Genomic DNA, 12,787 nt, shown 5'->3' with positions numbered 1-12,787 from the left:
CACTGATCCGGTGCTTAAACGACGGATCGGCCTCGACCAAGCGCGTGCGAATCGCCCACAAGTGTTCGACTGGCACGGGGCCCAAATTTGGTGCGTGTTCTGCTAGCCATTCTCGCAGCACGGCTTCGGCGCTGATGATCACCGGGGCGGTGTCCCACAATGTGTCGTCGAGGTCGAAGGTAATCAGCTTAATCATGATCAGTGCCCTTTACGCGTTTGGCCCGAGGATGGGCGCTGTCGTACACCGTGGCTAAATGCTGAAAGTCCAGGTGCGTATAGATCTGCGTGGTGGCGATGTCGGCATGGCCGAGTAACTCCTGAACCGCACGCAAATCCTGGGAAGATTCGAGCAAATGGCTGGCGAACGAGTGGCGAAGCATGTGGGGATGCAGGTTCTGCCCAAGTTCACGTACGCCGGCGGCTTTTACCCGCACCTGAATCGCACGAGGGCCCAGGCGCCGTCCTTGCTGGCTGATGAACACTGCGTCGTCTTGCGGGTTCGCCAGAGCCCGTAGCGGCAACCAGATTTCCAGGGCTTCGCGGGCTTTTTTGCCTACCGGCAGCACACGGGTCTTGCTGCCTTTACCGAGAACTTGAATCAGACCGTCACTCAAATCAAGCTGTTCGAGATTGAGCCCGGTAAGCTCTGAAAGTCGCAGCCCAGAAGAGTAGAACAGCTCAAGAATCGCCTGATCGCGGCGGGCGAGGAAATCATCCTCGACGGCACCGTCGAGCAATTGCAGGGCGCGGTCTGCATCAAGGGTTTTAGGCAGGCGGCGCTCGCCTTTGGGCGGTGACAAGCCATTGGCCGGGTCGTGATTGCACAGGCCTTCGCGATTCAGGTAGTGATAAAGCCCGCGAACCGCTGACAGCAGGCGCGCCAGGCTGCGAGAGGATTGCCCTTGCTGGTGCAAGCGGGCGATCAGGCTGCGCAGGTGCTGGATGTCCAGCGCCGACCAACTGCTGAGGTTTTGCTTCTCGCAGAAGGCCAGCACCTTGTTCAAGTCTCGGCGGTAGGCTTCCAAGGTATGCGGCGACACCTGACGCTCGCTGCGCAGATGCGTGCAGTAAGCGTCCAGCTGCCGTTCCATGTTAGTAGACCGGGCGTGACGACTGAGTAAAGCGCGGCAGTACGCGGCCCAATACTTCAGCGATGTAGCTGAGAAACAGGGTGCCGACCGAACTTTTGTAATACTGCGGATCACGGCTGCCGATCGCCAGTACGCCGTGCAGCCCTTGGTGAGTCAGGGCTACGACGGCGCTGGAGCCGACGTGTTCGCCTTGTTCGGCGCCATACAAAAACGCCAACTCGTGCTCTCGCAGAACGCCGCACACAATCTTTTCGTCCGAAATCAGGCCGCCGATGGCTTTCTGCGCGTCTTCTGTACTGACCCAGCGTCCGACCGGCAACGGTTTTTCGCTGAACAGAATCAGGCTGACAAAGGGCACCTGAAACTCTTGGCGCAGGCTGTCTTCGACGGCGATGACCACCTCTTCCAGGCTGCTGGCGTCGATTAACGCGAGCATCAGGCGACGGGTTTTGTCGAACAGCCGGTCATTGTCCCGGGCGACGTCCATAAGCTGGGAGAGGCGGTGGCGCATTTCGATGTTGCGGTCACGCAACAGCTTGAGCTGACGCTCGACCAGCGACACGGTGTCACCACGTTGATGCGGAATACGAAGCGTGGTTAGCAGCTCTTCGTGCTCGACGAAGAACTCCGGATGTTTAAGCAAATACGCGGCGATCGCCTCTGCTTCAGGGGTGGGCGCTGCTTGATCGGCAGATGCTTCGCTGGGCTTTTCGGCTGAAACCTGAGGTTGATCGGTCATCGTATTTGCTCACTCATAGACGAACTTGTCCTTCGTAAACCCGCACGGCCGGGCCGGTCATTTTCACGGAGTGGCCAGGGCCTTCCCATTCAATGGACAGCCGCCCGCCCGGCAGGTCGATCAACAGGGGCGAGTCCATCCATCCCTGACTAATGGCCGCCACCGCTGCTGCGCAAGCGCCGGTTCCGCAGGCCTGGGTTTCCCCTGCACCGCGTTCCCAGACACGCAATTGCGCGCGTTGGCGATCGACAACGTGCAAGAAGCCGACATTGACTCGCGCAGGGAAGCGCGGGTGATGTTCAAGCTTTGGCCCGAGCACATGCACGGGGGCGTTGTTGATGTCTTCGACACGCAAAACAGCGTGAGGATTTCCCATTGATACTGCGGCAAGGTCGATGATTTGACCATCGACTTCAACCGCGTAGCTCAGCGCCTGCTCTGAAGCGTCAAACGGGATCTGCTCCGGGACCAGCCGTGGCGGGCCCATATCGACGCTGATCTGTCCGTCGCTGCGGATATCCAGTTCAATGATCCCGCTTTTGGTTTCAACGCGAATCTGCCGTTTGGCGGTCAGGCGTTTATCCAGCACAAAGCGCGCAAAGCAGCGAGCGCCGTTGCCGCACTGTTCGACCTCGGAACCGTCGGAATTAAAGATTCGGTAGCGAAAATCCACCTCTGGGTTGCTCGGTGCTTCGACCAGCAATAGCTGATCGAAGCCGATCCCGGTGTGGCGATCACCCCATTGTTTGGCGTGCTTGGGCAGAATGTGCGCGTGTTGACTGACAAGGTCTAAAACCATGAAGTCGTTGCCTAGGCCATGCATCTTGGTAAAACGCAGCAGCATGGGTTACTCCGGCAGCAGGCTTTCGCCAGCAAACAGCTCTGCCACGGTTTCGCGACGACGCACTTCAAACGCTTCGTTGCCATCGACCAGTACTTCAGCGGTACGGCCACGGGTGTTGTAGTTTGAACTCATGACAAAACCGTACGCGCCTGCCGAATGCACGGCAAGCAAGTCACCTTCGGCCAGCGCTAATTCGCGGCCCTTGGCCAGGAAGTCACCGGTTTCGCAAATAGGCCCTACGATGTCGTAGGTGCGCGGCTGAGTATCACGCGGGCGAACCGCCGTGACGTTCATCCAGGCTTGATACAGCGCTGGACGGATCAAATCGTTCATTGCGGCATCGACGATGGCGAAATCTTTGTGCTCAGTGTGCTTGAGGTATTCGACCTGGGTCAGCAGCACGCCGGCGTTGGCAACGATAAAGCGACCGGGTTCGAACACCAGCGCCAAGTCGCGACCGTCCATACGCTGGCGTACGGCGGCAATGTATTCGCTGGCCAACGGCGGCTCTTCGTCACGGTAGCGAACACCCAGACCGCCGCCGAGATCAACGTGGTGCAAATGAATGCCGCACTCGCCGAGACGGTCAATCAACGCCAGCAGGCGATCCAGTGCGTCGATGAAGGGTGGCAGGCTGGTCAGTTGCGAACCGATATGGCAATCGACACCGATCACTTCAAGGTTTGGCAGCTGTGCGGCGCGGATGTAAACGTCCTCGGCATCAGCAATAGCGATGCCGAACTTGTTTTCTTTGAGGCCAGTGGAGATGTACGGGTGGGTGCCCGCATCGACGTCCGGGTTGACGCGCAACGAGATAGGCGCGCGGACGCCCAGCTCTGCAGCAACGACTTGCAGGCGTTCGAGTTCGTCAGTGGATTCCACGTTGAAGCAATGAACGCCGACTTGCAGTGCGCGACGCATGTCCTGGCGGGTTTTGCCGACGCCGGAGAACACGATTTTGTCTGGGCTGCCACCGGCGGCCAGCACACGCTCCAACTCGCCAATGGAAACAATGTCGAAACCAGCGCCAAGGCGCGCCAGGACATTGAGTACACCCAAGTTTGAGTTGGCTTTTACCGCGAAGCACACAAGGTGAGGCATGCCGCTCAAAGCATCGGTGTATGCGGTGTATTGCGCTTCGATATGCGCGCGGGAGTAAACGTAGGTCGGCGTGCCAAAACGTTCGGCAATGGCAGACAACGCTACACCCTCCGCGAACAGCTCACCGTCGCGGTAGTTGAAGGCGTCCATGGGTGTTCCCTAGTTAGTAGAGTGCTTGTGCGAGCTTGATTGCGACGATTTGGCTTGGTCGTCAGGGTTTTGGCTGTCATCGGGCATATAAAGCGGCCCTTTTTGACCACAGGCAGAGACGAGACAAGCAACCGCGAGGAGCGCAGCAAGGGAAGAGATCAGGCGCTTCATGGCGAAATCCTTTGTAAAAGCATTAATTGCGCCCGAGTATACCGACCACCCAGCGCCTTGCCTATGTAGCGTACGACCCGTCCGACGGGGCTTCGAACAAGGTCCTGGCGATTGCACCGGCTGGGTCGCGCTTATGGGCATTGCTGCCTGCTATTGGGCGGGTATGCTTTGCATTTGTCTTAAAGCGACCGTATCTTGCGTCGCTGCGCCGTTGGTAGACACTTTTTGAGGTTCCCGTAATGAGTTTGACTGAAGCCCGCTTTCACGATCTGGTCGATGCCACCCAGCAAGCGCTGGAAGATATCTTTGATGAGAGCGGTTTGGATCTCGACCTGGAAAACTCCGCAGGTGTGCTGACCGTGAAGTTCGAAAATGGTACCCAGCTCATCTTCAGCCGCCAAGAGCCTCTGCGTCAGCTGTGGTTGGCAGCGAAGTCAGGTGGTTTCCATTTTGACTACGACGAAGAAGAGAAGCGCTGGGCCCACGACACCAGCGAAGAGCTGCTCAGTGAAATGCTTCATCGCCTTTGCCAGGAACAAGGTGGTGTTGAGCTGGATTTCGACGAGATCTGATCGTGACCGATACTCTAGTCACCGCGAACCGCCCCGCGCCGGTCAAGCCGGCTAAGCCGCTGTTTAGCAACGTCAGCCCCGCAGTGCCTTCACCCTGCATCAGCATCTGCCGTCTTGATGAGCAGAAGGTGTGCCGCGGCTGCTGGCGTCACGTGGAGGACATTCGCGAGTGGCGAGCGGCTGACGACGACCGCCGTCGACAAATTTGTGCAACCGCTGCACAGCGCAAACTGGACATTGAGTCCGCACAGATCCTGATTGGCTAATAGCCTGTCGGCTTGTATATTCGTGCTGCTATGGTAGTGTCCGGACATACCTCTTTTGTCCGAGGCCCATCAAAACCCCGCCTTTATACGCGGGGTTTTGCATTTGTAGCGAATAACCAAGGGAGATTCCCGGGACCATGAATAAAGCACCTTCGATTATCCTCACCCGCCTCGACGTACAGCGTCTTGAGCGCTTGATCGCCAGCCTGGATGATGCAACGCCAGGTATTGAGGCCCTTCAAACCGAACTGGATCGTGCCGATCAAGTGGTAGGCCACGAAGAGGTACCGGCTGGTCTGGTGACCATGAATTCGCGTGTGCATTGCCGCGAAGAAAGCAGCGGCAAGGATTACCACCTGAAGTTGGTCTATCCGCAAGACGCAGGTGCCGACGGTACTGTGTCCGTATTGGCGCCCGTTGGGTGTGCATTGCTGGGCCTGCAGGTCGGGCAACACATCGCCTGGCCCGCGCCGGGCGGCAAAACCCTCAAGTTGACCTTGCTGGCGGTGGAATACCAACCCGAAGCTGCGGGCGAGTACGACGTTTAGGCAAGCAGGCGGCGCGGTTTGCCTGTCAGGCCACGTCCATTGCGCTGTTCAATGACTTCTCCAGGTCGGCTTTGTAGCGCAAAAACAGAATGCTCTGTCCGCGCGCGTCGCCCAGCAGGCCGGAGAGGTCCAAGTCAGTGATGTAGCAGCGGTAGCGCTGGCCTTCGCTGCGTTGTTGCAGAATTTGTTGCGCGACGACGGCGAATAACTGCTCACCGTATTCCAACTCGGAAAACTCACGCTGGTTGCAATACAGGGTAACGCTGACCTGGCCCGGCGCCGCCTCCTCAATGATCGCTTGCACGTCATAGAACGGTTTATCCACAGGTGTCGCAGGTGCCGAGCGCGGTTCGATGCGCCGGGCGCGACTCTGCCCTGAGGGCAAGATCTGGTAGTACAGCGTCTCCAGCGCCAGCGGCTTCAACGGATTGTCCAGAGGTAGCAGGGCGCTTCGTCGATACACCAACGACTGGAAAAAGCGTTGCAGCGGTAACAAAAGGCTTGGCTCGTCGAAGTACGGCAAGCGCTGATGCCAAAGCGCATTGTGTTCATCGAGCACATACAGATCAGCGTGGGGTTGGCTGATGCGGTAGAACACCTGAATACATTCTGGCTGGCCGTGGGGCAGGATCATCGCCAGGTCATGGTCGTTCAGGGCATGCGGGTCCAGATGCAGCGGGCTGTAATGTGGCAGTTCTTCGCTCAAATAATCCATCAGTGCGCGAAGGCTGGGCAGCGGCACATGGTTGATCTGGCCCGGGACCATTTCCAGTACGTGGTACTGCTGCTGAACCTGGATCAGGTAACGATGATTCAAGCGCCGGGCCAGCAGCAACTGCGCGGTTTTCACCAACTCTTCCACACGCTGAGCGATGGCGGGCGCGCGGTTATGGCAGAAGCAGCGCACGCGTACTCGCGGCTGTTCTGCGTCATCTGGCAAGTTGCTGAGGAAATTGCTCAAGCAGTCGAGCAGCGCATGGGGTCCGTCATACCGGCTCACCAGTATTTCGTTCCAGCTATTGAGCGTGATCTGGTCGAAGGTCAATACCAGGTTTTCGCGAACCCCGGCGTAGCTCAGCGAGTCCGTGCGCTCGGTGGTCATCAGAATATTCAGATCCCGATGATGCTTGAGCGGATCGACGCCAACATTGACCAGTAACAACACTTCGCTCGGTGCGCTGGGACGCAGTAGGCGCTGTTCGCTGACGGCGCCAAGTGGCAGGGGAATGGCCTGTTGCAGGCTGCCCATCAGGTTGAACAGCTCAAACTCGGTCAAATCGCTGCTGCCGGGGTGCAGCGCCAGGCGCGTGGTGTGATCAATCACATTGTTGCGGTGACACCAGGCCAGCAGTTCGAGCAACTCCCGACTGCGCTTGACCGGTGAGAAATGTTCCCATTCCTGCGCACCCAGGCTGCCGTTGTACAGCCCCCACTGGGTTTTCCCCGGCTCGCGTTTGTTGGGTGATTGCACAAGAGTCAGCGTGTCTTCGGCCAAATCCGGAGCGATTCCCGGATTAATGAACTCAACCTTGCCAGCCTTACGTTCGAACGCTGCGTACAGGCGTCGGCCCAAGACGTTCAAGTCGCGTTTGTTGATCAAACTGACGGCTTTTTGCGTGCGGGCGAACTCAGTGAGAAAGCGATAGCTGTAATTCAGCTCGTTCACCAGCGCCCGGCGCTCAGTGGCCACTTGGCGGACTTTCCACTGGCTGCGGCTGTCCAGTAGCGCTAATTGCCGGTCGTCCCAATTCCATTCCTTGGCCAAACGCACCAGCAGCAAGCGCTGCCAACTAGTGGTGCGTTGGCGCGGCGAGCCCGTGAGCTTTTTGTTGACCTTCAGGTACAGACTGCGCCGCACCAGTTCCAGGCGCTCGGGCTCGCCCCGTGCCTTGAGGTATTCCTCTATGCGCCGGTAAACCATCATGTAGGGGTCAAGCTCATCAAGATCAAGGGCATTGGCAAACACCGCTTGCTTGAAGCGCAGGCTCAAACACTGCACGTGCGGCTGTTCGCTGGCGTAAACCTCGGTCAGTAAAAGCTTTAGCACCGACTTGTACGGTGACTCGATGCCTTTAAACAACTGCCAAAGCCCTGCCCCGATGAACTCTCCGGGCGGAATGTGCGCCAGGTGGCCAAGGTCAAGAGTCTCGTCGGCGCGGATGAAACGCTTGGATATCAGCGTGTGGGTGTATTCGTTGTAACGCTGTTCTTCGTAGACGGGCACTAGCCACCACAGCGGCGTACGTCCCGCCAACCAGACAGCGGTGCGGTAAAATTCGTCCAGCAACAGATAGTGCTGGGTAGTGCCGCAGTCTTCTGAACTCAGTTGCGCATCGCGCTCGCCGAGTACGAAACGCTTAGGGTCTATCAGGAAGAAATGCGCTTCGGCGCCTTGGCTTAAGGCCCACGTTTCGAGTGCCTGGCATTTTTTGCGCAATTCAGCGATGGCTTCAGAGCCTAGTTCCGAGTCATGGCAGACCCAGACATCCATATCGCTTTGCTCAGCTTGAGCCAAGGTGCCAAGGCTGCCCATCAGGAATAGGCCGTGGATCGGTTGCGGCGGATTACCGTGGCGCTGCTTGTAGGAAAAAGATCGGGTCAGCCGCTGGGCTTCGGCCAATGCTTGAGCGTCTGGATCATAGCCAGAAACCCCGGCTGGCGTGCTACCGGAAGTATAGCCCGGCAACAATGGATGGTTGACGTGGAAGAACAACGGCAGCAGCGTCAAAACAGCTTGTTGGCGGGTCGACAGACCTTCCATGGCGCGGCCCAGCCGTCCATCGTTGACGGCTAGAAAGCGGTTTCGAAGCTGGTTGAGAACCTTACGGTCGATGCCGTCATCCAGGTCGGGGCGAATTTCAAAGGTACGCGTCATCGCAGCTAACCGGCGGAGGGCTCGAAAAGTAAAATGAGGACGGCGAGCAACGTACAGCTAAATCAGACGCATCGACGCGTGTCTTTTGTTGAAGCCACTCCACTACTTTATCGGCAGCGTTTGCGAAAGATGAAGGCCGAAAGAATGGCTCGCGAGACCTGTCCGGATGGAGGATTCCCGCGAGCCCGGCATGGTTTTTCAGGCAGCTTCGGTGACGTTGAGAATGGTCAGCAGTGATTGGGCATGCTTGGCCGCTTCCAGGCCCAAACTGGTCAGGTAGCCACCATCAAACTGGGTGATTAGCCCTTTATCGAACAAGCGTTGCGCGGCTGCAATCGCTTTGGGAGCTGCTATGTGATGAACTTTGAGTCCTTCAAGGGTGTTGCCCAGATTGAACAGTGCAAGGATTTCCAGTTCGGCAACCAACTCAGGGGTATACGACATAGGCACTCCAGACTTTTCCAGTAATACGCTTCGCTGGTGTGTGAGTCTGTCTTGAGTCAAGGCACAGGAACGAGTTGTTCTGCGCTTATTGAGTTCTTTAGGACCCATAAAGCCGGCTTGGCGCGACAGCCCCGGAGGTGTTACGGCAGCGGGGGCTTTTGCAGTGTAGCCACACGCCAGAGTTTTTGCAGGAGATCTTTAGCCGGCTGTCATTTGGTTTCTGGCGGCAGGGTCGGAAGCGCACGCAGTGCCTGTTCGTACCACTCTGTATTGAACGGGCGGTCGTCTTCCAGCAACGCGTCAATCTCGACCGCGAGCACATGGGCCATCAACTGCAGGATCTCTTCGCGTTCGTAACCCACCAACGTGAGCTTGTTGAATGTCGCTTTGGCGGCCGGTGGATTTTCGCTTTCAATCTGGTTTTCGATGGCTTGAATCAAGGTGGATTCAGCGAATTCTTCTTCGTCGTCGTCAATGATGTCGTTTTTGTCAGTCATGCTGATTTCCTGAAATAAATTACGAATGTACGGGCAACACAATCATCTGTGGGAGCCAACTTGTTGGCGAGACGGTATCAGGCATGCCGCCAAGGGCCTTCGCCAACACGTTGGCTCCTACAGGGTTACTCAGCGGGAGGCCAGCAGCGTTTCGCCGCGCACTACTGCCGCCTTGACTTGCGCCGGCGCAGTGCCGCCAATATGGTTGCGTGCGTTCACCGAGCCTTCAAGGGTCAGTACGGCGAACACGTCCTGATCGATTTGATCGCTGAATTTACGCAACTCTTCGAGGCTCATCTCAGCCAAGTCTTTCCCGCTTTCCACGCCATATTTCACGGCATGGCCAACGATTTCGTGGCAGTCGCGAAATGGCAGGCCGCGGCGTACCAGGTAATCGGCGAGATCAGTGGCGGTTGAGAACCCACGCAGCGCCGCTTCACGCATAACCGCATGCTTGGGTTTGATCGCCGGGATCATGTCCGCAAAGGCACGCAGTGAGTCGCGCAAGGTGTCAGCAGCGTCGAACAGCGGCTCTTTGTCTTCCTGATTGTCCTTGTTGTAGGCCAGAGGCTGGCCCTTCATCAAGGTTAGCAGGCCCATCAAGGCGCCGAACACCCGGCCACTTTTACCGCGTACCAGTTCTGGCACGTCAGGGTTTTTCTTTTGCGGCATGATCGAACTGCCGGTGCAAAAACGATCTGGCAGGTCAATGAACTGGAATTGTGCGCTGGTCCACAGCACCAGTTCTTCGGAGAAGCGCGACAAGTGCATCATCGCCACGCTGGCTGCCGAGCAAAACTCAATCGCGAAATCGCGATCAGACACGCTGTCTAGCGAGTTGCCGCCGACGGCGTCAAAACCCAACAGCTTGCACACCAGTTCACGATCAATCGGGTATGTGGTGCCGGCCAGTGCGGCGCTGCCCAACGGCAGGCGATTGAGGCGCTTGCGGCAGTCGACCAGACGTTCGTAATCGCGGCTGAGCATTTCGAACCACGCCAGCATGTGGTGACCGAACGTCACCGGTTGGGCGGTTTGCAGGTGCGTGAAGCCAGGCATGATGGTTTCGGCTTCGCGCTCGGCTTGGCCCAGCAGGCCTTTTTGCAGGCGAGTGATCTCAGCCAGGATCAAGTCGATTTCATCACGTAACCACAGGCGAATATCGGTCGCAACTTGGTCGTTACGGCTGCGGCCGGTGTGCAGTTTTTTACCGGTAACGCCGATGCGATCAGTCAGGCGCGCTTCGATGTTCATGTGCACATCTTCCAGATCGATGCGCCAGTCGAAGTTGCCGGCCTCGATTTCGGTCTGGATGTTATTCAGCCCGTCGACGATAGCGTCGCGTTCTGCGTCGGTCAAAACGCCGACATGGGCCAGCATCGTTGCATGGGCGATGGAGCCCATAATGTCGTGGCGATACAGGCGTTGATCGAAAGTGACGGAGGCGGTGAAGCGGGCGACGAACGCGTCGACGGGTTCACTGAAGCGGCCGCCCCAGGACTGATTGGTCTTGTCGGTGCTCATGGGTTCGCTCGTTATTCTGCTGTCAGGTGTTAAAAATAGGGAGTAGCCGAGGTTGAGACGGCGCTGGCGATAATAGCAGGGTTGCAGCTTTTTATTCTTGAGCCGCTTGCCGCTTGGTCCCGCGTCGCCGAGACTGACGTAATGCGAAATGACCGGTTGAAAACGGGTGCAGCGCCAGTGCCCGAAAAAGAATTCTTCCTACCCGAGCTGTGCGTGCCCCAGGCATTGTTAGTGTTGGTGGTTCTGGCTGAGCTTTTGGTGATAGTTCTCGTGCTGGTCGAACCCATGGTCACGGGCTTTAACTGGGTGCGCCTCGCACTGATGTCGCTTTTCGTGCAATGGATTGTCTTGCTTTCAGCGGCGTTGTTATGTGGGCTGCGCCCTTGGTTGGCAAAGTTGCCTGCGGGCGTTGCGGGTATTTTGTGCTGCCTGCTGGTGGTGGGATTGACGATGATGTGCACGGCGGTGACCGACTATTGCGAACTGGCGCGTCCGGCAACGGTCGGAGTAATGGTAGAAAGGTATTTTCGCTATTCGCTGATTGCGTTGATCATGTCGGCACTGATGTTGCGCTATTTTTATCTACAGAGTCAGTGGCGCAAACAGCAGCAGGCGGAATTGCGAGCCAGGATCGAATCGTTACAGGCGCGGATCCGGCCACACTTCCTCTTCAACACGCTTAACAGTATTGCCAGCTTGGTCGCCAGCGACCCGGTCAAGGCAGAACAGGCAGTGCTGGACCTTTCCGATTTGTTTCGTGCGAGCCTCGCCAAGCCCGGAAACCTTGTGACATGGCGTGACGAACTTGAATTGGCAAAACGATATTTATCAATTGAGCAATATCGTCTTGGCGAGCGTCTACAGTTGGATTGGGTGGTGAGTGCAATTCCGGACGACTTGCCAATTCCACAGCTAACCTTACAACCATTACTTGAAAACGCCTTGCTCTACGGCATAGCGCCGAGGGTTGAAGGCGGTGTAGTTCGGGTCGAGGCAACCTATGAGAAGGGGGAGTTCGTATTGTGTGTCAGCAATCCCTATGACGAAGTAGCCAAAAGGCAGACTTCCAACGGCACTCATCAGGCACTGGTGAACATTGGTGCGCGAATTGCGGCACTTTTTGGTCCGCGCGCCAGTCTGAGCGTGGAGCGCCGTGACGGTCGTCACTTCACCTGTCTACGCTATCCTTGTGCGAGACTCACGCAGGAAGCCAAAGCAATATGAATGTCCTGATCGTTGATGACGAACCGCTGGCCCGTGAACGACTAAGTCGCTTGGTCAGTGAAATCGAGGGCTACAGAGTCCTTGAGCCCAGCGCTACCAATGGCGAAGAAGCCTTGGCGCTGATTGATAGCCTTAAACCGGATGTGGTGCTACTCGATATCCGCATGCCGGGTTTGGACGGCCTGCAGGTCGCCGCCAAACTGTGCGAACGCGAGACGCCGCCCGCGGTGGTTTTTTGCACGGCCCACGATGAATTTGCTCTGGAAGCGTTTCAGGTCAGTGCTGTGGGTTATCTGGTCAAACCGGTACGAGCCGAGCATTTGCTCGAAGCCTTGAAAAAAGCCGAGCGCCCGAATCGGGTTCAACTGGCGGCCATGACCCGGCCTGCGGCTGAAACCGGCAGTGGCCCGCGTAGCCATATCAGTGCGCGAACCCGCAAGGGCATCGAGCTGATACCGCTGAATCAAGTGATCTTTTTTATTGCGGATCACAAGTACGTGACCTTACGCCATGAGGGCGGCGAAGTGCTGCTGGATGAGCCGCTCAAAGCGCTAGAGGATGAGTTCGGTGATCGCTTCGTACGTATTCACCGCAACGCACTGGTTGCGCGCGATCGCATCGAGCGCCTGCAACGCACGCCGCTGGGGCATTTTCAGTTGTTCCTCCGAGGGCTTAACGGCGACGCTTTGATTGTCAGTCGGCGCCATGTGGCGGGTGTGCGCAAGATGATGCAGCACCTGT

General features: G+C 57.4%; 14 protein-coding genes and 1 pseudogene. 5 read left to right on the top strand and 10 right to left on the bottom strand.

The genetic code is table 11. From position 1 onward, the window contains the following. The 6 genes and pseudogenes from M0974_RS12005 to M0974_RS11980 form a co-directional block, all read right to left on the bottom strand. A pseudogene (locus M0974_RS12005) lies at positions 1-199 on the bottom strand (HAD family hydrolase); the annotation flags it as partial. Continuing rightward, positions 189-1,091, bottom strand: a complete 903-nt coding sequence (gene xerC, locus M0974_RS12000; protein WP_297836488.1) for a tyrosine recombinase XerC — start codon at positions 1,089-1,091, stop codon at positions 189-191. The gene xerC and the pseudogene M0974_RS12005, both read right to left, overlap by 11 nt. A 1-nt stretch (position 1,092) precedes the next feature. Continuing rightward, positions 1,093-1,830: a DUF484 family protein gene (locus tag M0974_RS11995; RefSeq protein ID WP_297836486.1), complete on the bottom strand. Its 738-nt coding sequence runs from the start codon at positions 1,828-1,830 to the stop codon at positions 1,093-1,095. A gap of 13 nt (positions 1,831-1,843) precedes the next feature. After that, a complete protein-coding gene (dapF, locus tag M0974_RS11990; RefSeq protein WP_297836485.1) occupies positions 1,844-2,674 on the bottom strand; it encodes a diaminopimelate epimerase in 831 nt (276 codons plus the stop codon). A gap of 3 nt (positions 2,675-2,677) precedes the next feature. Beyond that, the gene (gene lysA, locus M0974_RS11985) at positions 2,678-3,925 is read right to left on the bottom strand and encodes a diaminopimelate decarboxylase (protein WP_297836483.1); all 1,248 of its coding nucleotides are present in this window, start codon (positions 3,923-3,925) and stop codon (positions 2,678-2,680) included. Positions 3,926-3,934: 9 nt separating this feature from the next. Beyond that, positions 3,935-4,096, bottom strand: coding sequence for a lipoprotein (locus M0974_RS11980; RefSeq protein ID WP_297836482.1), 162 nt, complete (start codon positions 4,094-4,096; stop codon positions 3,935-3,937). Between the two features lie 239 nt (positions 4,097-4,335). Here M0974_RS11980 and cyaY point away from each other — a divergent pair, with 239 nt between their 5' ends. The 3 genes from cyaY (at position 4,336) to rnk (ending at position 5,482) form a co-directional block, all read left to right on the top strand. After that, positions 4,336-4,668 carry an iron donor protein CyaY gene (cyaY, locus tag M0974_RS11975; protein WP_297836481.1) on the top strand — a complete coding sequence of 111 codons (333 nt, stop codon included), beginning with the start codon at positions 4,336-4,338 and terminating at the stop codon, positions 4,666-4,668. 2 nt (positions 4,669-4,670) lie between these two features. Next, a complete protein-coding gene (locus M0974_RS11970) occupies positions 4,671-4,934 on the top strand; it encodes a DUF1289 domain-containing protein (RefSeq protein WP_297836480.1) in 264 nt (87 codons plus the stop codon). A 137-nt stretch (positions 4,935-5,071) separates the two neighbouring features. Next, positions 5,072-5,482: a nucleoside diphosphate kinase regulator gene (rnk, locus tag M0974_RS11965; protein ID WP_297836478.1), complete on the top strand. Its 411-nt coding sequence runs from the start codon at positions 5,072-5,074 to the stop codon at positions 5,480-5,482. Between the two features lie 25 nt (positions 5,483-5,507). On the opposite strand, the gene M0974_RS11960 is transcribed toward rnk, so the two are convergent. The 4 genes from M0974_RS11960 to argH all read right to left on the bottom strand — a co-directional run bounded on the left by M0974_RS11960 (position 5,508) and on the right by argH (position 10,822). After that, the gene (locus tag M0974_RS11960; protein ID WP_297836476.1) at positions 5,508-8,357 is read right to left on the bottom strand and encodes a class I adenylate cyclase; all 2,850 of its coding nucleotides are present in this window, start codon (positions 8,355-8,357) and stop codon (positions 5,508-5,510) included. 198 nt (positions 8,358-8,555) lie between these two features. Next, a complete protein-coding gene (locus M0974_RS11955) occupies positions 8,556-8,801 on the bottom strand; it encodes a TIGR02647 family protein (protein ID WP_297836474.1) in 246 nt (81 codons plus the stop codon). 209 nt (positions 8,802-9,010) lie between these two features. Continuing rightward, on the bottom strand, positions 9,011-9,298 hold the full coding sequence (locus tag M0974_RS11950) for a hypothetical protein (protein ID WP_297836472.1): 288 nt from the start codon (positions 9,296-9,298) through the stop codon (positions 9,011-9,013). A gap of 129 nt (positions 9,299-9,427) precedes the next feature. Then, entirely contained in the window at positions 9,428-10,822 is a 1,395-nt protein-coding gene (argH, locus tag M0974_RS11945; protein ID WP_297836470.1) for an argininosuccinate lyase, read from the bottom strand. Between the two features lie 141 nt (positions 10,823-10,963). Between argH and M0974_RS11940 the strand changes: the two genes are divergently transcribed. Both M0974_RS11940 and M0974_RS11935 read left to right on the top strand, forming a co-directional pair. Then, positions 10,964-12,046, top strand: coding sequence for a sensor histidine kinase (locus M0974_RS11940; RefSeq protein ID WP_297836490.1), 1,083 nt, complete (start codon positions 10,964-10,966; stop codon positions 12,044-12,046). Then, positions 12,043-12,787: LytTR family DNA-binding domain-containing protein (locus M0974_RS11935; RefSeq protein WP_297836468.1), on the top strand; the 745-nt coding region annotated here is incomplete at its 3' end. The genes M0974_RS11940 and M0974_RS11935, both read left to right, overlap by 4 nt.

Origin of the sequence: Pseudomonas sp. (genome assembly GCF_026224925.1) — a bacterium.
In the GTDB taxonomy this organism is placed as follows: Bacteria; Pseudomonadota; Gammaproteobacteria; order Pseudomonadales; family Pseudomonadaceae; genus Aquipseudomonas.
Note: the sequence above shows the minus strand (reverse complement) of the source record. Positions and strands in the feature narration are given on the sequence as shown.

Coding starts and splice junctions, on each gene's coding strand:
- xerC (WP_297836488.1), bottom strand. CDS start 1,091: ATGGAACGGCAGCTGGACGCTTACTGCACGCATCTGCGCAGCGAGCGT.
- M0974_RS11995 (WP_297836486.1), bottom strand. CDS start 1,830: ATGACCGATCAACCTCAGGTTTCAGCCGAAAAGCCCAGCGAAGCATCT.
- dapF (WP_297836485.1), bottom strand. CDS start 2,674: ATGCTGCTGCGTTTTACCAAGATGCATGGCCTAGGCAACGACTTCATG.
- lysA (WP_297836483.1), bottom strand. CDS start 3,925: ATGGACGCCTTCAACTACCGCGACGGTGAGCTGTTCGCGGAGGGTGTA.
- M0974_RS11980 (WP_297836482.1), bottom strand. CDS start 4,096: ATGAAGCGCCTGATCTCTTCCCTTGCTGCGCTCCTCGCGGTTGCTTGT.
- cyaY (WP_297836481.1), top strand. CDS start 4,336: ATGAGTTTGACTGAAGCCCGCTTTCACGATCTGGTCGATGCCACCCAG.
- rnk (WP_297836478.1), top strand. CDS start 5,072: ATGAATAAAGCACCTTCGATTATCCTCACCCGCCTCGACGTACAGCGT.
- M0974_RS11960 (WP_297836476.1), bottom strand. CDS start 8,357: ATGACGCGTACCTTTGAAATTCGCCCCGACCTGGATGACGGCATCGAC.
- M0974_RS11955 (WP_297836474.1), bottom strand. CDS start 8,801: ATGTCGTATACCCCTGAGTTGGTTGCCGAACTGGAAATCCTTGCACTG.
- M0974_RS11950 (WP_297836472.1), bottom strand. CDS start 9,298: ATGACTGACAAAAACGACATCATTGACGACGACGAAGAAGAATTCGCT.
- argH (WP_297836470.1), bottom strand. CDS start 10,822: ATGAGCACCGACAAGACCAATCAGTCCTGGGGCGGCCGCTTCAGTGAA.
- M0974_RS11940 (WP_297836490.1), top strand. CDS start 10,964: ATGCGAAATGACCGGTTGAAAACGGGTGCAGCGCCAGTGCCCGAAAAA.